The sequence below is a fragment of the Thioclava indica genome (genome assembly GCF_000714545.1).
Lineage (GTDB): Bacteria > Pseudomonadota > Alphaproteobacteria > Rhodobacterales > Rhodobacteraceae > Thioclava > Thioclava indica.
The window spans coordinates 105665-127315 of record NZ_AUNB01000051.1 but is presented as its reverse complement, the minus strand read 5'-3'; the positions used below and the strand labels follow the sequence as shown (position 1 = coordinate 127315).

General features: G+C 59.7%; 18 protein-coding genes. 4 read left to right on the top strand and 14 right to left on the bottom strand.

The genetic code is table 11. The features are described 5' to 3' along the window. Position 1 precedes the first annotated feature (1 nt). From ccoG to ccoN, 5 genes are all read right to left on the bottom strand, one after another. Entirely contained in the window at positions 2 to 1450 is a 1449-nt protein-coding gene (gene ccoG, locus DT23_RS14435; RefSeq protein ID WP_038132298.1) for a cytochrome c oxidase accessory protein CcoG, read from the bottom strand. A gap of 452 nt (positions 1451 to 1902) precedes the next feature. Next, complete coding sequence (gene ccoP, locus DT23_RS14430; RefSeq protein WP_038132296.1) at positions 1903 to 2787, bottom strand: cytochrome-c oxidase, cbb3-type subunit III; 885 nt, start codon at positions 2785 to 2787, stop codon at positions 1903 to 1905. 32 nt (positions 2788 to 2819) lie between these two features. Then, positions 2820 to 3020 (bottom strand): CcoQ/FixQ family Cbb3-type cytochrome c oxidase assembly chaperone, encoded by a 201-nt coding sequence (locus tag DT23_RS14425; RefSeq protein WP_038132294.1) that lies wholly within the window; start codon positions 3018 to 3020, stop codon positions 2820 to 2822. Positions 3021 to 3032: 12 nt separating this feature from the next. Beyond that, positions 3033 to 3761, bottom strand: coding sequence for a cytochrome-c oxidase, cbb3-type subunit II (gene ccoO, locus DT23_RS14420; RefSeq protein WP_038132293.1), 729 nt, complete (start codon positions 3759 to 3761; stop codon positions 3033 to 3035). A gap of 12 nt (positions 3762 to 3773) precedes the next feature. Then, positions 3774 to 5375, bottom strand: coding sequence for a cytochrome-c oxidase, cbb3-type subunit I (gene ccoN / locus DT23_RS14415; RefSeq protein WP_038132291.1), 1602 nt, complete (start codon positions 5373 to 5375; stop codon positions 3774 to 3776). Between the two features lie 258 nt (positions 5376 to 5633). Here ccoN and DT23_RS14410 point away from each other — a divergent pair, with 258 nt between their 5' ends. After that, positions 5634 to 6473: a universal stress protein gene (locus DT23_RS14410; RefSeq protein ID WP_038132289.1), complete on the top strand. Its 840-nt coding sequence runs from the start codon at positions 5634 to 5636 to the stop codon at positions 6471 to 6473. Positions 6474 to 6732: 259 nt separating this feature from the next. Here DT23_RS14410 and fnrL read toward each other — a convergent pair whose 3' ends face one another. Beyond that, entirely contained in the window at positions 6733 to 7479 is a 747-nt protein-coding gene (fnrL, locus tag DT23_RS14405; protein WP_051697318.1) for a transcriptional regulator FnrL, read from the bottom strand. Between the two features lie 62 nt (positions 7480 to 7541). Between fnrL and hemN the strand changes: the two genes are divergently transcribed. Then, positions 7542 to 8897 carry an oxygen-independent coproporphyrinogen III oxidase gene (gene hemN / locus DT23_RS14400; RefSeq protein ID WP_038132287.1) on the top strand — a complete coding sequence of 452 codons (1356 nt, stop codon included), beginning with the start codon at positions 7542 to 7544 and terminating at the stop codon, positions 8895 to 8897. A 65-nt stretch (positions 8898 to 8962) separates the two neighbouring features. Here the strand turns inward: hemN and DT23_RS14395 are convergent, their stop codons facing one another. The 6 genes from DT23_RS14395 to DT23_RS14370 form a co-directional block, all read right to left on the bottom strand. Beyond that, entirely contained in the window at positions 8963 to 10183 is a 1221-nt protein-coding gene (locus tag DT23_RS14395; protein WP_038132285.1) for a glycosyltransferase, read from the bottom strand. A 2-nt stretch (positions 10184 to 10185) separates the two neighbouring features. Next, the gene (locus DT23_RS14390; RefSeq protein ID WP_038132283.1) at positions 10186 to 11790 is read right to left on the bottom strand and encodes an ABC transporter ATP-binding protein; all 1605 of its coding nucleotides are present in this window, start codon (positions 11788 to 11790) and stop codon (positions 10186 to 10188) included. Next, positions 11787 to 12896 (bottom strand): ABC transporter permease, encoded by a 1110-nt coding sequence (locus DT23_RS14385; RefSeq protein WP_038132370.1) that lies wholly within the window; start codon positions 12894 to 12896, stop codon positions 11787 to 11789. The genes DT23_RS14390 and DT23_RS14385 overlap by 4 nt, the downstream gene beginning before the upstream one ends. Continuing rightward, positions 12896 to 14053, bottom strand: a complete 1158-nt coding sequence (locus DT23_RS14380) for a microcin C ABC transporter permease YejB (RefSeq protein WP_038132282.1) — start codon at positions 14051 to 14053, stop codon at positions 12896 to 12898. The genes DT23_RS14385 and DT23_RS14380 overlap by 1 nt, the downstream gene beginning before the upstream one ends. 34 nt (positions 14054 to 14087) lie before the next feature. Next, on the bottom strand, positions 14088 to 16028 hold the full coding sequence (locus DT23_RS14375) for an extracellular solute-binding protein (protein ID WP_081847201.1): 1941 nt from the start codon (positions 16026 to 16028) through the stop codon (positions 14088 to 14090). 164 nt (positions 16029 to 16192) lie between these two features. Further along, the gene (locus tag DT23_RS14370) at positions 16193 to 16744 is read right to left on the bottom strand and encodes a c-type cytochrome (protein ID WP_038132281.1); all 552 of its coding nucleotides are present in this window, start codon (positions 16742 to 16744) and stop codon (positions 16193 to 16195) included. A gap of 245 nt (positions 16745 to 16989) precedes the next feature. Here DT23_RS14370 and DT23_RS14365 point away from each other — a divergent pair, with 245 nt between their 5' ends. Next, positions 16990 to 17859: a prephenate dehydratase gene (locus tag DT23_RS14365; protein WP_051697317.1), complete on the top strand. Its 870-nt coding sequence runs from the start codon at positions 16990 to 16992 to the stop codon at positions 17857 to 17859. Between the two features lie 11 nt (positions 17860 to 17870). Here the strand turns inward: DT23_RS14365 and DT23_RS14360 are convergent, their stop codons facing one another. Together DT23_RS14360 and nudC are read right to left on the bottom strand one after the other, a co-directional pair. Continuing rightward, on the bottom strand, positions 17871 to 18344 hold the full coding sequence (locus DT23_RS14360; protein ID WP_038132279.1) for a hypothetical protein: 474 nt from the start codon (positions 18342 to 18344) through the stop codon (positions 17871 to 17873). A gap of 49 nt (positions 18345 to 18393) precedes the next feature. After that, positions 18394 to 19389, bottom strand: coding sequence for an NAD(+) diphosphatase (nudC, locus tag DT23_RS14355; RefSeq protein WP_038132278.1), 996 nt, complete (start codon positions 19387 to 19389; stop codon positions 18394 to 18396). Between the two features lie 218 nt (positions 19390 to 19607). Between nudC and DT23_RS14350 the strand changes: the two genes are divergently transcribed. Continuing rightward, positions 19608 to 21518: a 5'-nucleotidase C-terminal domain-containing protein gene (locus tag DT23_RS14350; RefSeq protein ID WP_051697316.1), complete on the top strand. Its 1911-nt coding sequence runs from the start codon at positions 19608 to 19610 to the stop codon at positions 21516 to 21518. Positions 21519 to 21651: the final 133 nt, after the last annotated feature.

Here is a 21651-nt window from a genome sequence, read left to right as displayed (position 1 = left end):
CTTACTGTGCCCTTCCGTTAAAGACCGTGTCGGTCGAGACGCGATCGGTGCTGGCCGTGTCCGAAATCCAGATCCGCATTTCCGTGCGATCCGAGGTTGCAGGCACAGAGCCGGGTTTGGCCATGATATAGAGGCGCTGGTTCATCGTTTCATCGGCAGGCACAGTGACCGTGTTGCCCTGTTGCCCTTCAAGCACAACACTCATCGCGTTTTGAGCAACGCCTTCAGGGGGCACGACGGTGACGGCGAAGGTCGTGGCCTCACCCGCCTTGTTACGCAAGCGCAGCGTGTAGATGTTGCGGATCGCGCCATTGGGTTCGACCACATAAAGCGGATCGCGGTTTGGCGTGATGTTGAAGTCAATCGGCGAGCGCAAGAACAAAGCCGCCACAAGACCGACCCCGATCGCGCCCCAAAGCGTGAAATACAAGATCGTGCGCGGGCGCAGGATGTGTTTCCACACGTTGACGACAGGGTTGCCCGCCTTTTCGTTGGTTTCATCTTTCAGCGCCATATAGCCGATCAGGCCGCGCGGCTTGCCGATTTTGTCCATCATCTCGTTACAGGCGTCGATGCATAGACCGCAGGTGATACATTCCAACTGCTGACCGTCGCGGATGTCGATGCCCATCGGGCAGACGTTGAAACAGGCCATGCAGTCGATGCAATCGCCCTGCGTCGGGTCGTGTTCACCCTTTTTCATCTTGCCGCGCGGCTCTCCGCGCCATTCGCGATAGGCGATGGTGATGGTGTCTTCATCCATCATCGCGGCCTGAATGCGCGGCCACGGGCAAGCGTAGATGCAGATCTGCTCGCGTGCGAAGCCACCGAAGGCAAACGTGGTCAGCGCCGCAACGGTAATGGTAATATAAGCGACAGGCGATGCCGTGCCGTGTACCAGATCGCTTAGCAGCGTCGGCGCGTCGGTGAAGTAAAACACCCAAGCCCCGCCGGTCGCCACCCCGATCAGCAGCCACAGCCCCCATTTCGTCACGCGTTTACGGATTTTTTCCGCGTTCCAGTTTTGACGCAGCAAGCGGATACGCGCGTTGCGGTCGCCCTCAACCCAGCGCTCGACCAGAATAAACAGGTCGGTCCAGACGGTTTGCGGGCAGGCATAGCCACACCACACACGTCCCAGCGCCGAGGTAAACAGAAACAGCCCCAGCCCCGCCATGATCAACAGGCCCGCGACGAAGTAAAACTCATGCGGCCAGATTTCGATCATGAAGAAGAAGAAGCGCCGGTTTGCGAGGTCCATCAGAACGGCCTGATGAGGCAGTTCCGGCCCGCGATCCCAGCGAATCCACGGCGTGATGTAATAAAACCCGAGCATCAAGGACATCAAGATCCATTTGAGGCTGCGGAATTGCCCTTTGACGCGACGCGGAAAGATCGGCTCGCGGGCGGCATAAAGCGGCGGGGGTTCGACTGGTTCGGTGGAGCTCACGACTCTCTCCGTATGATTAAACTGCGTCTTGGGCTTCTTTTGTTATGACACAGATGTGAATACTTTGACCTGCGTCAAAATGACAGATTTAGGATGCAGGATTTAGGCTTTTGCACCCAGAACGTAGGGGCAGAGGCTTTGTGCAACCACTTGATGAAGGCGCGCAGAGCCGGTCACATCACACCTGCTCGCATTAGCGTGTACTAACCCTTCTTGTCGCGGCCTTCAAACACCAACCGCTCCGGGGCCGCGATCGCATCGCCGTGCAGCGCGACAAAAACCTTGCGCCAGCAAAAGATATGGTCGAAATATATCTTAGGTAACCTCCGATACGAAAAAGAGGGCCCCTTTCGAGGCCCTCTTGATGAAGGTCACCGGCACTCCCAGGAAACGCGCGAACAGGACGGGGGTGCCGGTGCTACCCGTGGGGCCAAAGCCCCAAGGGATTGGTGTTACTGACCACCGCCGAGGCTGTGGACATACGAGGCAACGGCGCGAATGTCGGCTTCGGACAGACGCTCGTTCCAGTTGGGCATCACGCCATAGCGGGCATTGGTCACGGTGTATGTGATCGTGTCCACATCGCCGCCATACAGCCAGATCGCATCGGTCAGGTTGGGCGCGCCCTGTGCCTGATCGCCGGTGCCATCTTCGGCGTGACAGGCCGAACAGTTGTCCATGAACACGGTCTCGCCAGCGGCCGCCAGATTGGCGTCGTTGTCTTGGCCCGAGATCTTGCGGACATATTGCACGACCTGATCGATTTCCTCTTTCTCGAGGATTTCGTCTTTGCCAAATGCGGGCATCTGCGAGAAGCGGGCCTCTTCTTCGGGGTCCGTTTCGTTGCGAATACCATGCGTGACGGTGTAATGGATATCGTCCATCGTGCCGCCCCACAGCCAGTCGCTATCCAGAAGGTTCGGATAGCCAAGGCGCGAATTGCCGCCAGCGCCCGCACCGTGGCACTGTGCGCACCACGTCCGGAACACTGCCCCACCCGCGTTTTGGGTGAAGTTTTTCAGCTCGGGATCGCTGGATATGTCGTCCAGATTGGCGGCAACCAGCTTTTCCTGCACCGGCTTGTTCATCGCAGCGAACTTGTCGATGTCAGCTTGCACATTGGCCCGGGTCGAGGACCCGAGAACGCCAGGCGTCGCCCCTGATTTAAAGAGCGGCCATGCGGGCATCGCGATCGAGTAGCCGACCCCCCAGATGACGCAAACATAGAAGGTATAGAGCCACCATTTCGGCAGCGGGTTGTTATACTCTTCAATGCCGTCCCACTGGTGACCAGTGGTTTCGACCTCGTGTTTTTTCTTCGTCGGTTTTTTGCTCATAATTCCACGCCTCCTTACCTAACGTGGCGCCGTCATTCGCCCCGATCCCGGTTTTCACCGGAATCGGAGGAACTGGCGGGTTTGTCTTCATGCCGGAAGGGAATATCGGACGTATCCTCGTAGGTTTTGCGCGAGCCGGGCCGAAAGACCCAGACCACAATCCCGAGGAAGAACACGAACAGGAAGATCAGAAACCAGCTGTCCGCGAATTCCCTGAAGATATGATAGTCCATTTTTGCGTTCCCTTACCGGTTAGCCACGGGTTGGAAGGTCGAGAAATCGACCATCGTGCCAAGCACCTGCAAATAGGCGATCAGCGCGTCCATCTCGGAAAGTCCGGGACGGCCATCGAAGTTGCGAACATTGGTGGCGTTTGGATAGCGCTCCAAAAGCCCGTCATAATCGCTGTCGGGATCGGCCTGAGCGGCAAGATCCGCTTTCGCGTTGGCGATCATGTCCGAGTCGTAAGGCACGCCCACCATCTTATCCGTTTCCAGACGCTCGTCGATATAGCGGGTGTCAATCATCCGGTTCGCAAGGAACCCGTATTTCGGCATCACCGATTCCGGCACGACCGATTGCGGGTTGGTCAGGTGATCCACATGCCACGCATCCGAGTAGCGGCCACCCACGCGGGCGAGGTCAGGCCCCGTCCGCTTGGAGCCCCATTGGAACGGATGGTCGTACTGGCTTTCTGCGGCCAGCGAGTAGTGACCATAACGTTCCACCTCGTCGCGCATCGGACGGATCATTTGCGAGTGGCACAGATAGCACCCTTCGCGGACATAAACGTCACGACCCGTCAATTCGAGCGGCGTGTAGGGCCGCACCCCTTCAACATCCTCGATGACGTTTTCGAGGTAGAAAAGCGGTGCGATTTCCACGATGCCGCCGATGGTAACGACGAGAAAGGCGAAGATCAGAAGTAGTGTCGCATTCCGTTCAAGGACGGAGTGTTTGTCGAGAATTCCCATTCTGTCCTCTCCTTATTCTGCCGGCACGGCGGCAACCGAGCGTGTTTCCACGCGAGGCTGGCGAGCGACCGTCATCCACAAGTTATAGGCCATGATGATGCCACCAGCGAGGTACAGAACCCCACCCAGGCCCCGCACCACGAACATCGGGTGCATCGCGGCCACGGTGTCGGCGAAGGCGTTCACGAGGAAGCCCTGGCTATCCACTTCGCGCCACATCAGACCTTGCATGATCCCCGCAACCCACATCGAGGAGGCGTAAAGAACGATCCCGATTGTGGCGAGCCAGAAGTGCCAGCTCACGAGTTTCAGCGAGTACAGACCCTGACGTGCCCACAGACGCGGCACAAGGAAGTAGAGTGTGCCGAAGGTGATCATGCCGTTCCAGCCCAGTGCGCCCGAGTGCACGTGACCGATCGTCCAGTCGGTGTAGTGCGACAGCGAGTTCACGGCCTTGATCGACATCATCGGGCCTTCAAAGGTCGACATGCCGTAAAAGCCGACCGACACCACCATCATACGGATGATCGGATCGGTGCGCAGTTTGTCCCACGCGCCCGAAAGCGTCATCAGGCCGTTGATCATGCCACCCCAGGAGGGCATCCACAGGATGATCGAGAACACCATGCCCAGCGTGCCAGCCCAGTCGGGCAGCGCGGTGTAGTGCAAGTGGTGCGGACCCGCCCAGATATACAGGAAGATCAGCGCCCAGAAGTGCACGATCGACAGTTTGTAGCTGTAAACCGGGCGCTCGGCCTGTTTCGGCACGAAGTAGTACATCATGCCCAGGAAGCCTGCGGTCAGGAAGAAGCCCACCGCGTTATGACCATACCACCACTGCGTCATGGCATCTTGCACGCCCGAGAACACCTGCACCGATTTCGAGCTGAACATCGACACCGGCACGGCGAGGTTGTTGACCAAGTGCAGCATCGCGATGGTCACGATGAAGGACAGGTAGAACCAGTTGGCGACGTAGATATGGGGTTCTTTGCGTTTGAAAATCGTGCCCATGAACACCAGCAGGTAGCTCACCCAGACGATGGTGATCAGCCAGTCGGCGACCCATTCCGGCTCGGCGTATTCTTTGGACTGCGTTGCGCCCAAGATGTAGCCGGTTGCGGCAAGGACGATGACAAGCTGCCAGCCCCAGAACACGAACCAGCTTAGGCCACCGCCCCACAAACGCGCGGCGCTGGTGCGCTGCACGACGTAAAAGCTCGACGCGATCAGCGCGTTACCACCAAAGGCGAAAATCACCGCCGAGGTGTGCAACGGGCGAAGCTTGCCGAAGTTCATATAGCCTTGCGCCCATTCGAAGTTCAGCGACGGGTAGGCTAGCTGAAATGCGATGATGACGGCCACGAGGAAACCGACCACACCCCAAAAGGTTGTGGCGATGACCCCGGCGCGAACGACGCCGTCGAAATACTCGTTCTGCGGGGCCGGTTGACGGGTCCCCATGGTGCGTAGCACCCAGATAAACGCGATTGCTGCTGCCAGCAAAATCTCGACCGCGTTCACCTGATAGGCAAGATCGCGCGCATTGCCAGCCGCGATGGCGGCAATCACCGCCACAAGGCCAAGCGCGATCAGCTTGATATAATCCCACATTTTGTGCGTCCCTTCGTCGTGTCTTGTCTTTGGGGTGTGGCTTCGCAAAAACGAGAATCCCCAAAGCGTGACTGTCGTCCTTCTGGCTCGTACCTATGCACGATGCCTTGATCTGCATCAAATGTTCGCGACCCCTCTGTGCTATTTGGTCGCAGTTTTGTGATCTGTATAACACGGGGCTTGATCCGTATCAAAGTGATCCAAATCTGGTAGGATTACTCTTCTGAAACCGGAATTTGTAAGCGCGGAGAGTGAGCTATGTCCTATAAGACAATATTAACGATCGTGACTGACCCCGAGGCAGCGGAATCGCAGCTGGATGCGGCGGTGGCAGTGGCACGTCGGCGCGATGCGCATCTTGACGTGCTGTGCATGGGAATCGATCGCACCCAGACGGGTTATTATTACGCGGGCGCGACAGCTTTCGTGCAGCAAGAAACGATGGATCGCGCGCAAGATGATGCGCGCAAAGCCAATGAAGCGGTGCGCGCGCGCCTGGACGCCGAAGATATTCGGTGGGGCGCGGATACTGTTGTCTCGCAGATCGGGGCGATGTCCACCGTTGTGGGGCTGCGTGCGCGATTTGCCGATCTGGTTTTGATGGGGCGGCCTTATGGCGAGGGGCGTGGCCCCGAGTTGGAAGCCGCAATCGAAGCCGCCCTGTTCGAGGGTCAGGTGCCCGTCGCCATCGTCCCCGATGGCTATGATGGCGACATCCCCGCCAAGCGCGTCGTTATTGCGTGGAATCAATCACATGAGGCGATGCGCGCGGTGCGTGCCGCGATGCCGGTGCTCAAATCTGCCGATCTGGTGGATATCACCGTGATCGACCCACCCGCGCATGGGCCCGAGCGTTCAGACCCCGGTGGTCAGCTCAGCCAGATGCTGGCGCGTCACGGTGTGAATGCCGAGGTGACGGTGTTGTCGAAAACGATGCCGCGCGTGTCGGATGTGCTCAACCGCCATATTCTTGACAGCAATGCCGATGCGATGGTGATGGGCGCTTACGGGCATTCGCGGTTCCGCGAGGCGATTTTGGGCGGCGCAACCCGGCACATGCTGGAAATGGCCGATGTGCCTGTGATCATGGCGCATTAAGCACCGGCCAAAACTTGCGAATAGACAGAAGGGCGCCTTCCCGGGCGTCCTTTTTTCATTGATCGCGCACTGTTTACGATGCGCCTTCAGCCGAGCAGCGCATAAAATGTGCCAGAGCAACCACCTTCATCTCCCGAGCCCGCACATCACCCGGCCTCCCTTGCATCAAGATGCTACGCCAGTGCGGGTTTTAACCGGCAGCCACAGCGAAGCGGGAATTCAGACGTCTGGACTCGGGAAGTTTGGGACGAAACGCGCCCTAGATCAGGAAACCGCCATCGCTGTCATCGCCCGCTTCCATCAAAAGCCGGTCGATATCGGGCACGGTAACATGGCGCTTGCCTTCTAGTACGATCACCCCGTCGCGCTTGAGCGCCGAGATCTGGCGGCTTACGGTTTCCAGCGTCAGCCCCAAATAATCGGCCATCGCCTCACGCGTGAGGGGCAGATCGAAGGTGACCCGATTGGAGCCCGCCAAGGGCTTGATCGACGCATCACGCCGCGCGATAATCGACAGCAGCGAGGCAATCTTTTCGCGCGCGGTCTTGCGACCCAAAAGCAGCATCCATTCGCGCGCTGCGTCCAGCTCATCCAGCGTCATCTGCAATAGGCGTTGGGCGATATGGGGCGTGCGCTCCATCATCTCCTCAAACGGCTTCTTGCGAAAGCAGCACATCAGGATGTTGGTGGTCGCGGTGACATTATAAGCCGCCGCCGAGCGCCCCGGACGCCCCACGAAATCAGAGGGCAACAACAGCCCCACCATCTGCGTGCGCCCGTCTTCCAGCGTTTGCGTCAACGTGGCAATGCCCGACACGATTGAGGCGACAAAATCCATCTTATCGCCCGCCCAGATCACCGTCTGACCGGCCTCGAAACTGCGATAATACTTGATATTCTCAAGCTCATCGATCTCATCGGCATCACAGCGTGCACAGACCGCGCGATGGCGGATCGGACAGTCCCCGCAATTCAGCGAGACAGGATGTACATCGTCATGAGCCATACGGTGTTTCGTCTTGATCTGTGTCAATTTCTCTCGCGGGTCTTACAACTAAAGATAAGTCTATGAAACAGGAATCGCAACTCGCCAAGCTTGGCCTTTTCGACGCGAAAGTGCCCCGCTACACCTCGTATCCGACGGCACCGCATTTTGCGGGTGGCGTTGGTCCAGACACATTTTCCAGCTGGATCGAGCAGATTCCGGCGGGTGGGTCTATCTCACTTTACCTGCACGTACCGTTCTGCCGCAGGTTGTGCTGGTTCTGCGCCTGCCGCACGCAGGGCACGCAAAGTGATGAACCGGTGCGCGCCTATTCCGAGGTTTTGCTGGCGGAACTGGAGATGCTGCGCGAGCGTCTGGCCCCCGGCGTCACGCTGTCGCGGCTGCATTGGGGGGGCGGCACGCCGACCCTGATGCCCGCCGATATGATGTCGCGCATGGCCGATGCGGTGTTTGACGTGGTGCCGATGGGCGAAGGGGCCGAGTTCTCGGTCGAGATCGACCCCAACGAGATCGACGCCGCGCGCATGGACGCGCTGGCACGCGCGGGAATGAACCGCGCCTCGATCGGGGTTCAGGATTTCGACCCGCAAATCCAGAAGGTCATCGGGCGCGAGCAAAGCTATGATATCACCAAGGCCGCGGTGGACATGATCCGCGAGCGCGGTGTGGAAAGCCTGAACGCCGATATCCTCTATGGCCTGCCCCATCAGACCCCCACCAAGATCGCCAATTCGGTGCAGCAATTGCTCTCGCTCGGGCCGGATCGCGTGGCGCTGTATGGCTATGCGCATGTGCCGTGGATGGCGCGGCGTCAGACGATGATTCCGTCTGACCACCTGCCCACCCCGCAAGAGCGGCTCAAGCTGTTCGAAGTCGCGCGCGATCTGTTTGTCGCCGATGGCTATGACGAAATCGGGATTGATCACTTCGCCCTGCCGACCGATGGCTTGGCACAGGCGCAGAAAAACGGCCAGCTTCGGCGCAATTTCCAAGGCTATACCGACGATCAGGCCGAAGCGCTGGTGGGGCTTGGGGCCTCGTCGATTTCGCGGTTCCCACAGGGGTATGCGCAAAATGCCTCGGCCACGTCAAAGCATACTGGCGCGATCCGCGAAGGGCAGTTTTCCACCGCGCGCGGGCATGTCTTTACCGCCGAAGACAAGCTGCGCGGGCGCATGATCGAAGCCTTGATGTCGGATTTTGAGGTCAAGACAGATGAGCTGGTGCGCGATTTTGGCGCCAAGCCGCATGAGTTGACGCAGATGTTCTTGAGCTGTGTCGAGCAGTTCGGCGATATGGTCGAGATGACCGAGAACGGGCTGCGCATTCCGGTCAAAGGGCGTCCGCTGACGCGCATGATCGCGCGCAATTTCGACGCCTATGACATGTCCGCTTCCAGCCATAGTTCGGCGATCTGAGGCGCGAATTTATGCGATGGATGGGGCGTTTGGGAAACCAAGCGCCCCTTTTTGATTGCCCGCAATCAGCGCCCCGCGCCCTCAACAAACTCGATCAACTGCGGCAGGCAGGTCGTTTTGAGATCATAGGTCTCAACGATATGACGACGCGCGGCCTCGCGCATGGGCGCATAGGTTTCAGGCTCGCTCAGCCCGTCAATCAGCGCCTTGGACCAGCCCGCGATGTCAAAGAATTCCACGAGCCGGCCAGTCTCACCATCACTGATCACCTCGCGCACCGGTGCAGTATCCGAGGCCACAACCGCACAGCCCGCCGCCATCGATTCCATCAGCGACCAGCTGAGCACAAACGGATAGGTCAGATAGGCATGCACGCGGCTGACATGCAGCAGGTTGACGTAATCCGCGTAAGGAATGCGGCCCAGAAAATGCACGCGGTTCAGATCAAGCTGGTCGCCGATCTCGGCCAGAAACTTCTGTTTCCAGCTTTTGGCATCCTTGGGCGCGGCACCATAGCTTTGCCCCTCTTCCCCCACGATCAGCACATGCGCCTTGGGGCGCGCGGCCAGCACTTCGGGCAGCGCGCGCATAAAGCTGTGAAAACCGCGATAGGGTTCAAGCGAGCGGTTCACAAACGTCACCACCTCATCGCCGGGGCGAAAGATGCGCGTGGTTCCGGGCACGGTGAAACGGGCCTCCGCGCGCGGCGCAAGCCGGTCGGTATCCACGCCATCATGGCATACGGTGATTTTGGCGCGCAGCTCGGGGGGGAAGGTGTCGGCCTGAAACTGCGTGGGCGACAGCCCCGCATCAGCCTGCACCATCGACTGCACCAGATGCGCCGAGCGCGCCACGGTAGACACACGCGTTTCAAGGCCGGAGCGTGCAAATTCCGGGTCGAAATCGGTATCGAGCCCGGTCGTGCGATACATTAGTTCGGCATAGACGAGCAGCCGCGCCTCGGGCCAGACCTCGCGCAGGAACAGCGTTTCACCCCAGCCGGAATGGCCAAAAATCACGTCAGGGACATAGCCGTGCTTGTCGCGCAACTGGCGTGCGGCAAGGGCGGCGCGCGCGCCTCGTTCGGCGGATTTTGCGTAAAGCCGGGTTAAGCCGGAAGAAAGTTTGACCTCATCAGGCTTGCGATATTTCACCACCCGCACCGGCGAGGGGCGTTTGTTCGTCTCAGAGGTCAGCGCGATCACCTGATGCCCCCGCGCCACCAGCGCTGGCGCGAGATGGGGGAACTGGCCGGGGAAGTTCTGATGAACGAACAGGATTTTCATGTTCAGGCGCTCTCCAGTGCCGCCTCGCCCAATGCAGCGACCATCAACTGGCGGGTATAGGCCGTTTGCGGATTGGCAAAAACATCGCGCGCAAGCCCTGCCTCGACGACATCGCCACGTTTCATCACCATGATCTTGTGGCTCAGCGCGCGTACCACCCGCAGATCGTGGCTGATGAACAGATAGGCCAGCCCGTGACGACGCTGCAAATCGCGCAGAAGATCGACGATTTGCACCTGCACGGTCATATCCAGCGCCGAGGTCGGCTCGTCGAGCACAACCACTTTGGGGCGCAGGATCATCGCGCGCGCAATCGCGACGCGCTGGCGCTGGCCGCCGGAAAACTCATGCGGGTAGCGTTCCATCATCGCAGGATCAAGGCCGGTTTCTGTCATGATCTCGGCCACCATGTCGCGCCGGTTGCGGCCCGGCTCAACACCATGCACGGTTAGCCCCTCGGCGATGATCTGCTCGACCGTCAGGCGCGGGCTGAGGCTGCCAAACGGGTCTTGAAACACGATCTGCATATCGCGGCGCAGCGCGCGCAATCGCCCCGCCTGCCAGCGCGAGATATCCTCGTTTTCATAGAGGATCGGCCCCTCGGACGCGATCAACCGCATGATCGCGAGCGCCAGCGTGGTCTTGCCCGACCCGCTTTCGCCCACGATCCCCAAGGTCTCGCCCGCGCGCACGGAAAGCGAGGCGTCATTGACCGCCTTCACATGGCCCACCGTCTTGCGCAGCAGCCCGCGCTGGATCGGAAACCAGATTTTGAGATGCTCGGTGCGCACGATTTCGGGGGCGTTTTCGGGCACCGGATCGGCGAGGCCCGTGGGTTCGGCCTCTAGCAGTTTGCGGGTGTAGGGGTGGCGCGGATTGGCAAAGATCTCTTCGGTCGGGCCTTGCTCGACGATCTCGCCATGTTGCATCACGCAAACCCGATCCGCGATGCGGCGCACCACGCCCAGATCATGGCTGATAAATAGCAGGCTCATGCCCATGTCGCGTTTCAGATCGGCCAGCAGGTCAAGGATTTGCGCCTGAATCGTCACATCAAGCGCGGTCGTAGGTTCATCCGCGATCAGCAGATCCGGCCCGTTGGCCAGCGCCATCGCGATCATCACGCGCTGGCGTTGCCCGCCCGAAAGCTGGTGGGGGTAGTCGGCCAAGCGGGTTTCGGGATCGGGGATGCCGACTTTTTCCAGCAGTTCGATTACACGCGCCCGCGCCGCCGCGCCGCGCAGTCCTTGGTGCAGCGACAGGCTTTCGGTGATCTGCTTTTCCAGCGTGTGCAGCGGGTTGAGCGAGGTCATCGGCTCTTGAAAGATAAAGCTGATATCATTGCCGCGCGTGGCCATCAGATCGCGTTCAGACGCGCCGATCATCTCGCGCCCCTCATAGCGGATCGAGCCCTCGACCTGGGCGCTGCCGCCCAGCAACGCCACCGTGGACAGTGCGGTGACTGACTTGCCAGAGCCGGATTCGCCCACCAGCGCAACCGTTTCGCCATTGCCCACGCTAAAGCTGACGCCCTTGACCGCAGGCGACACCCGCCCCTCGGACACAAACGACACACGCAGGTTTTCGACCTCAAGAACAGGTTTCATCGAAACACCTTTCTGGGGTCGAACGCGTCGCGGATACCCTCGAAGATAAAGACCAAAAGTGACAGCATGATCGCGAAGGTGAAGAAGGCCGAGAACGCCAGCCACGGCGCGTTGAGGTGTTGTTTGCCTTGCAGTGCCAGCTCCCCCAGCGAAGGCGCGGAACTGGGCAAGCCGTAGCCGAGGTAGTCAAGCGATGCCAGCGCCCCGATCGCGCCGGTGATCACGAAAGGCAGCATTGTCAGCGTCGCCACCATCGCATTGGGCAGGATGTGGCGGAACATGATCACCCGGTCCGATACGCCGAGCGCGCGCGCCGCGCGGACATATTCGAAATTGCGCGCGCGCAGGAATTCCGCGCGCACCACGCCCACCAAAGCGGGCCAGCCAAACAGGATCGACACGAATACCAGCAGCCAGAAACTGCGCCCCAAAATCGCGAACAGGATGATGATGACATACAGCGAGGGCGTCGAGGACCAGATTTCAAGGATACGCTGGAACAGCAGATCGACCTTGCCGCCGAAATAGCCCTGCACCGCGCCCGCCGATATGCCGATAAGGGATCCGACCCCCGTCACGATCAGCGCAAACATCACCGAGGTGCGGAAGCCGTAAATCACCCGCGCCAGCACGTCGCGCGCGGTGTCATCGGTGCCCAGCCAGTGGTCCTTGTCGGGCGCAGAGGGGGCCGTGCCGACATCGTTGATCGTGTTGTAGCTATAAGGGATCACCGGCCAGATCATCCAGCCCTTGTCGATTTTCTCGCCGTCGATCTCGCCCGTTTTTTGGGCCTGCGCCATCACCGCTTCGGGGTCGTCGTCAAAGCACGCCTCGTTGCCACCCGTCACGATCAGGCATTGCACGGCGGGGTCGCGATAGATCGCCTGCGTGCGGAAGTCGCCGCCGAATGCGGTCTCGGGATAGAACTTGTAGATCGGGAAATAGTAATGGCCGCGATAGTTGACCACGATGGGTTTGTCATTGGCGATGAACTCGGCCAGCAGCGCGCCAATGAACAGCACGCCAAAGATCATCATCGACCAAAGCGCGCGGCGATTGGTTTTGAAATTGCGCCAGCGGCGGGCGTTGAGCGGGCTTAGTCGCATCATCCGGCCCTCTTTTCAAAGTCGATGCGCGGATCGACAAAGACATACATCAGGTCGGACAGAATATTCACCACAAGGCTGATCAGCCCGAACATATAAAGCGTGCCAAAGATCACTGGATAGTCGCGCTCCACCGCCGCTTGGAAGCCCAGCAGGCCTAGCCCGTCGAGCGAAAAGATCGTCTCGACGATGATCGAAGCGCCAAAGAACACGCCGAGAAATTGCGCCGGAAAGCCCGCAATCACGATCAGCATCGCGTTGCGGAAGACATGGCCGTAAAGCACCTTTTTCTCAGACAGCCCCTTTGCGCGCGCGGTCATGACATATTGCTTGTTGATCTCTTCAAGGAAGGAATTCTTGGTCAGCAAGGTCATCGTCGCAAAGCTGGCAATCGTTGTGGCGGTCACGGGCAGCGCGATGTGCCACAGGTAATCCAGCGCCTTGCCGATCAGGCTGAGTTGGTCGAAATCATCCGAGGTCAGGCCCCTTAGCGGGAAGATTTTCCAATACGACCCGCCCGCCAGCAGAACCATCAGCATCACCGCGAACAGAAAGCCGGGGATGGCGTAGCCCACGATGATCGCGCCGCTGGTCCATGTGTCGAATTTTGACCCATCGCGCACCGCTTTGCGAATGCCCAGCGGGATCGAGATAAGATAGGCCAGCAGCGTTGACCACAGCCCCAGCGTGATCGAAACCGGCATCTTATCCAGCACCAAGTTGATCACGCTTTCATTGCGAAAAAAGCTCTTGCCGAAATCGAAGGTGGCATAGCTTTTCATCATGATGAAAAACCGCTCCCAGCCGGGGATTTTTTCCTTGTGGCAGACGGGGTTCTTCAAGTCAGGGGTGCCGGTGAAACCGGGATCGCAGACGATGCGCGCGTAGCCCATCTGCACCTCAAGCTGACTCAGCAATTCGGGGGAAATCCCGCGCGCGCCTTGATAGCCGCTATCCTCGACACCGCCCTGGCCCTGCGTGCCCGCATCGCCGCCCCCCGAGATATTGCGCATCGAATCCGCCTCGCCCTGCACGCGCGCGATCACCTGTTCGATCGGCCCGCCGGGGACGAATTGCGTCAGCGTGAAGTTGATGATCATAATCCCCAGCAATGTGGGGATCACCATCAGCAATCGCCTCAGGATATAGGCGCCCATATCTGGCCCTCTGCTCGGTTAGCGGCGGGGTGGCTTAGAACGCACCTTCCGCCTTCAGTTTCTTGGCCTTCTCGGCGTCATACCACCAGAAATCCAGCTCTCCCAGCGAATAGGGGGGCAAGGTTTCGGGATGTTTGTACATATCGTAATAGGCGACCGTGTGGGTGGGCTTATACCATTGCGGCACCCAGAAGCGGATCGCGCGCAGGGCGCGATCAAGCGCATGAACGCGGGTGGTCAGCTCTTCATGGGTTTTCGCCTGCTCGACCAACTTGATCAGCGTGTCGATGGCGGGGTTTTGCAGCCCCATCGCATTGAACACATCCTCGGTGCTTTTGGAGCCGAAATACTGCTGCAGATTAGAGCCGGGAATTTCGTCTTGCCCGAGATGCGTGGTGATCAGGTCGAAATCATGCGCGCGACGGCGGTTTTCATATTCGCTGTCATCGACGCGGTCCATCTTGGCGTCGATCCCGAGCGCGCGCAGGTTTTGAACGTAGGGCGTGATCACCCGGTCAAAGGTCTGGCTGTCATTCAGGATCGCAACCGACAACACCTCGCCTTTGGCATTGCGCCGCATCCCATCGCTGCCCACGATCCAACCCGCCTCTTCCAGCAGCTTGGCAGCCTTGCGCATGTTTTTACGGTCCAACTGACGCTTGCCAGACACGGGCTGCATCACCGCATCATCGGTTAACACGCCCTTGGGCAGATCCTTGGCGAGCGGCGTGAGCAGCTTCAACTCCGCCTCCGAGGGCTTACCGCTGGCTTGCAGATCGGAGTTTTCCCAGATGCTCTCGACGCGATCATAAAGGCCGTAAAACAGCGTCTCGTTGGACCATTCGAAATTGAACATCAGCCCAAGCGCCTCGCGCACGCGAATGTCGTCGAATTTCGCGCGCCGCAGGTTGATCACAAACGCCTGCCCCGAGGCGATATTGCCGTCGGGCAGTTCGGCCTTCACCACCTCGCCCTTTTCCAGCGCGGGGAAGTTGTAGCCATTGGCCCAGATGCTGGAACTGGCTTCGTTGCGAAAGGTGTAGGTGCCGGCCTTGAACCCCTCAAACGCCGATTGGTAATCGCCGAAATATTCGATGCGGATGGTGTCGAAATTGGATCGGCCCTTGTTGATCGGCAGGTTTGCGCCCCAGTAATCGGGGTTGCGTTTCCATGTGATCGCACGGTTATTTTTCACGCTGTCGAACATGTAGGGGCCGGACCCGATAAACGGCACTTTCGAGGTTTGCGACAGGTCGATCTTGTCGCGCTCGAACTGCGCCTTGGAAAACACCGGCAGGCTGCCCACGGCCTGAATGATATCGCGGCGCGGGGCGTCGGGCATGAAGGTGAATTTGATATGTTTCGGGTCGATCACTTCGGCGGATTTTACCTGCTGGGCGATCACGGCGCGAAACGAACTAAGTCCCTTTTCGCGCAACTGCTCATAGGAAAACATCACATCTTGCGCGGTGAGTGGCGTTCCGTCCGAAAAGGTGATCCCGTCGCGCAGTGTGAAGATCACCCAATCCTTACTGGCCGGATACTCAAGGGTTTTGCACAGCAGGCAGTATAGCTCGCCGACAGTATCGGCGGTGCCCGTCATCAGCGATTCCAGCGGGGCCGAGGCCAAGGCGGCGGCGCGTCCCTGAATCGAGTAGGGGTTGTAATTGTCAAAGCCGCCGGGCGCCCATTCCGAGATTTCCCCGCCCTTGGGTGCATCCGGGTTGACGTAATCAAGATGGGCGAAATCGGCAGGGTATCTCAGCGATCCCAGCGTGGCGATGCCGTAGGTGGTGATCACATCGCCCTGCCCTGCATCGGCTTGCGCCGCAGCAGGCGTTGCCTCTTGAGCATGTGCGCCCAGCGCCAGCCCGACCCAGATCATCGCCCCTGCAATCAACGCCAAGGCGCTGCCTGCAATCGGGTTTGCTTGCGTCATCTCACCCGACTTTACTGCCACTCGCGCCTGCACCATTCACATTTTCTCCGTTGTCACACCGTCCGGGACGGCATCGCGGCCAAGCTAGCGGCCCAATGCCCCCACGGGCAAGTTACGAAACTGTAAGGCGGCGCGCGCGAATGTGAAAGGGCCGCTCCCATCGCGGGAACGGCCCTTGCAACAGATTGCGCAAACGCGCCTTACTGGGTGTGTTCCTGCAAATACGCGATCACGTTATTGCGGTCTTCCGCCTTTTTGAGACCAGCAAAGGACATCTTGTTGCCGGGAACGTATTCCTTGGGGTTCGTGAGATAGTCGTTGATTGCCTCAAGCGTCCACTCACCGCCATGCGATTTCATCGCGTCGGAATAGTTGAAATCAGCCACCGAAGCGACCGCGCGATTGATCACGCCATCAAGGTGGGGGCCAACGCCGTTCTTGCCGTCAACCTTGTGACAGGCGGCGCATTTCTTGAAAACCTTTGCGCCCTTGCCCGCATCGCCATCGCCCAGCGCGATCATTTCCACGGCCTCGGTTTCGGCTTCGTCCGCATCCCCCTCGGTTGCCAGCAAATCGCCGGGCGCGGCGGACATCGTCGGGCCGGCAGCGGCGACTTCATGTTCGCCGCCGGAATGATCCTCGGCCTCGCCAGTGTGATAAAGCGCGCTTGACGCCCAAGACATCAGCAGAAAAAACAGCAGCGCGCCCAAAAGTGCGCCAGCCAGTTTGGTGAGGGTCATCGTGTTGAACATTTTCCGCCCCTGGATATGTCGTATTCGTCTCTTGCATCTACCCGCTTGAGGTGTGGCAAATCAAGCGAACTTTACTTGCCGTGATCGGTTTTCGCGTGATTTCGCCCCGTTTCCCCAGCGTGAGGCCCCTTGCATCGTCGGGAAGAACGGGCTTGGCCATGCCCTCTTTTCTTCACAGGCTAGGCGGGCTAGGCACGGATCAGGCCCGAACTGCGCTGTGGCCTGCGCGTGAAAGGAACCGCCCGATGTCAGATAAACACGCCACGCCCTCGGGCACCCCTGCGAGCGCGCGCATCGCCTTTCAGGGCGAGTTGGGGGCCTATTCGCACCAAGCCTGTCGCGACGCGCGCCCCGAACTCGAACCGGTGCCGTGCCGCAGCTTTGAAGATGTGATCGACGCGGTCAAAACCGGCGCGGCGAATCTGGCGATGCTGCCGGTGGAAAACACCACTTACGGGCGCGTGGCCGATATTCACCGCCTGCTGCCCGAAAGCGGTTTGCGCATCTTGGATGAGGCGTTTGTGCGCGTTCATATCAGCTTGATGGCCCTGCCCGGCGTGCAGATCGAAGAACTTGAAAAGGTGCGCGCGCATCCGGTGTTGATCCCGCAAGCGGCAAGTTTCCTGTCGCGCTACAACATTCGCGGCGAGTCGGCAGCCGATAGCGCAGGAGCTGCCGCCGAACTGGCGCAGGCGCAGACGCGTGAGGTCGGGGTTCTGGCGTCAGACATGGCCGCCGAAACCTATGGTCTGAACATTCTCGCCCGCCACATTGAGGATAACGCCCATAACACCACGCGTTTCCTGATCATGGGCAAAGCCGCCGATCTGACCCCGCGCGGGGATCTGATGATGACCACTTTCGTGTTTCGCGTGCGCAACATCCCTGCTGCACTTTATAAAGCGATGGGCGGATTTGCGACCAATGGCGTGAACATGACCAAGCTGGAAAGCTACATGGTGGGGGGCAATTTCACCGCCACGCAGTTTTATGCCGATGTCGAAGGCCATCCCGACGATCCCGCCCTTGCACGGGCGCTGGAAGAGCTGGATTACTTCACCGATTATCTGGAAATTCTGGGCGTTTACCCCGCCGATCCGCGCCGCAAAGGCTAACGCGCGGCGGCTTAGACGCGCGCGGCTTTTTCGGCCTGACGTTCGATATCCTGGGCGAAATGGCCGATACGATCATCGAATCGCCGGTCCAGATTACCTTTGCCCAGCTTGGCCGATTGCACCATCAGGCGCGCGCCCAAGGTGCGCGGCTTGATTTCCAGCGCGGTCAGAATGCGCGAGCGGGTCTTGGACAGTTCGGTCACGAGCATTTCCAAACGCGCCTCAAAGCTGCTGGATTTACCCGCATAGGTTAGCGTCTCGGGGCGCTCGAAAATCTCCAGATCGGTGATCATCTGGCGCTCCCGCCCACGAAAGCGAAAGCCGATTTCCCATGACATCCCCGCGCCGGGAACGACAAGCGTATCAAGACGCTTGAGCGAAATTCCACGGCGCATCGCGATCCGTTCGAACGAGCCGAAATCTGCCAGCCGGTCGAAAATAAAATCGGCCGGGGCCGCGATATCTTTGCGGGTGGAAAACTTCATAGGCTCACTCCATTACACCTGATCCCGAAGAATCGCGGGCAAACTGGCCTTAAACCAGACGATCCGCAAGCCACTGACGCATCATCCAGCCCGCAATCGCGCCAATACGTGGCGGAGAAATCATCGCGTCACGTCCTGCGACGACCTCCAGCAGCCGCTCGCGGGTGATCCAGATCGCGTCCTCAATCTCGGTGGGATCGACGGTGATCTCTTCGCTTAGCGCCGTGCCGTGACAGCCCAGCATCAGCGAAGACGGATAAGGCCAGGGCTGCGAGGCGACAAAACGCACCGCCCCGACCTGCACGCCAGTTTCCTCAAATACCTCGCGGCGCACGGCCTTTTGCACCGTTTCCCCCGGCTCCATAAAGCCCGCAAGTATGGAATACATCCCCGCAGGCCACCCCGGAGAGCGCCCCAGCAACAGACGATTTCCCCGTGTTATCATCATAATGACAACCGGATCGGTGCGCGGGAAATGCGCCGCGCCGCAACGGGAACAGCGCCGCTGCCAGCCTGCATCCTCGATCTGGCTGGGCGCACCGCAGACGGCGCAAAACCCATGTGTGCGGTGCCATTCAAACATCGACCGCGCGGTGGCGGCGAGTTCGCCCTCCAGCGGATCCAGCCGCGCCATCGCGCCGCGCAGCTCGGCAAAGCGGTAGCTGTCGGGCAGGCTTGGGTGATGCTGCTCGCTGGCGTCGAAAAATGCAGCCCCCTCGGGCAATGGGCCGGCAAGCTCGTGGGCCGAAACATCGCGGGCGAAAAAAGCACCCGCCACTTCGCCCGTTAACCGACCCAGAAAAATCTCGGGGCCAGTGAGGGTGTCGAACAGCACATGATCAGAGGCCAGCAGGCCCAACCCCTCGGGCGTGAGCAATGGCCGCCCCCGCCAGATCGGCAAGATGCGCGTGTCCGATTTCGCGCGCAACACGCCCAAAGCCTGCGGATCACGGCGCAACTCGCCACAGCGATCCAGCGCAGTATCACCGGTAAAGGCGGGAAGATCGACTTGCTCAGATGGAATTTGTGCGCGCTCAAAAGGCATGACCGGACTCCGTTTGCAACGCTCATCCCATATCGGCACGGGCTTGGCCAGTCACAGAGATGTTGCAAAACGGCATAATGTTTTTGGAAAACGGGTCACGGGGAATTTACTGACTAGCGATTTTTCACGCTCTACCTTAGGTTGCATTCAAGGGGAATAGGCCAGCTCGGTCAACGAGCGGTCGCATATAGTCGCACCACAGCGGCAAAGGGATAGTGATGGAAGGGCTGCCATTTCATGCGCCGCAGGATGACGCCTGCGCGAAGACGGTGACACTCGCGCTGCGTGTTCTTGAGACCACGGATCTGCACGGTCATGTGCGCGCCTATGACTATTTCACCGATCGCTCCAGTGATGGCGCAGGGCTTGCAGTTCTTGCGGGCGAGATTGCGCAGGCGCGAAGACAAGCGCCCAATTGCCTGCTGTTTGACAATGGCGACTTTATGCAAGGCACGCCCCTGACCCAGCTTTGGGGAGAGGCCGCGGGCGCAGATCGCCAAGCCATCAACCCGATGATCGCGGCGATGAATACGGTGGGCTATGACGCGGGAAATTTGGGCAATCACGAGTTTGATTTCGGCCTTGAGCAACTCAACCAATCCGTGCATGCCGCCGACTTCCCGATTGTCAGCGCCAATCTAGAGCTTTCGGATGCTGCGCAGCGCGCCCACCCTGCGCTGGTCCTGCCGCCTTGGGTGATGCTGGACCGCGAGATGTTTGATAGCGATGGGGCCTGTCATCATCTGCGCATCGCCGTGATCGGCTTTTTGCCAAAGCAAACCGCCTCGTTCGTGCAAAGCGAGGGGGCGGATGGCTTTCGCTTTGGCGACAGCGTCGCGTGCGCGCGTGCCCTCATGGCGCCGATTTTGGCCGCCAAACCCGACTTGGTGATCGCGCTGGCCCATACCGGGGTCGCCCCACTGCCCCCTGTTGCATCCCATTGCGGCAAGCCCGAGAACGCCGCCGTTGATATTGCCGCCATCGACGGGATCGACGTGATTTTGGCCGGGCATGACCACCAGTGCTTTCCTGATCCAAAAACCCCTATCGCAGAGGGTGTCGATCCGATCCGCGCTACGCTGAGTGGCAAGCCCGCGCTTAATGCCGGGGCCTTTGGCGACCATCTCGGCGTGCTTGATCTGACGCTTGCGAAACCGGAGGGCGGGCGGTGGCGCATCGCGCGCCACCGGGCCGAATTGCGCAAGCCACGCGCGCTTGAGGCCCCCGCCGTGATCGCCGCCTGCGAGCGTGCCCATCACAGCACGTTGGCCCATATCCGGCGCGAAATCGGCACGCTGGAAAGCCCGCTGCATAGTTATTTCGCGCTGCTCGGGGCCGATCCCTGCATGACCTTGGTCGCACATGCGCAGATGCGCTATGCCACGCGCGCTTTGGCCGGGTTGCCCGAATCCGAACTGCCGCTTTTATGCGCTGCGTCCGCGTTCAAGGCGGGCGGGCGGCGCGGGCCGGGGAACTATGTCGCCATCGCGCCCGGACCGCTGCGGATCAACCATATTGACGACCTCTATCTGTTCAACAACACGCTGGCCGCGATCGAGATTTCGGGCGCCGAACTGCGCAAATGGCTGGAATATTCGGCGCGGAGTTTTCATCAAATTTCACCGGGCTCACAAGACCATTGGCTGCGCGACAGAACCTATCCGAGTTACAATTTCGACGTCATGTTTGGGGTGACATACGAGTTCGATATCTCGCGCCCGCCGCTTTACGACAGCGAGGGAAATCTGCACCACGCCGGGCCGGGGCGTGTGAGTGCGCTGTGTTACCAAGGCCAACCCGTTGCAGCTACGCAGAAATTTGTGCTGCTAAGCAGTAGCTATCGGCTTGCGCAATGTGCGCGTCTCGGCGTGATCGCGCGTCCCATCCCCCTGCCCGGCGAGAGCGTGAAAATCCGCGACCTGCTGATGAACGAGGCATGCAGATCAGAGCCGTTGCAGATCGCGGCGCAACAGGTTTGGCGCTTTGCTGCGATGACGGGCACCAATGTGATATGCCGCACGGCCCCGGATGCCATCAACCACCTCGCCGCACTGGGCCAAAGCGGGCTGGTGGCGACGCCGTTAGGTTTAGACACAGAGGGTTTTTTGCAGCTCCGCATCGCCCTTTGACCTCAGATTGTGCAAGAAAAACTGGCAATCGTTCAGTTTTTCGCCCAGAGTTTCATCACACCGCCGTGATTGACACCTTGGCACCGGGACGCTTCGTCTATTGCCTTTCGCCCCGCCCCATTGTGCGCACGAT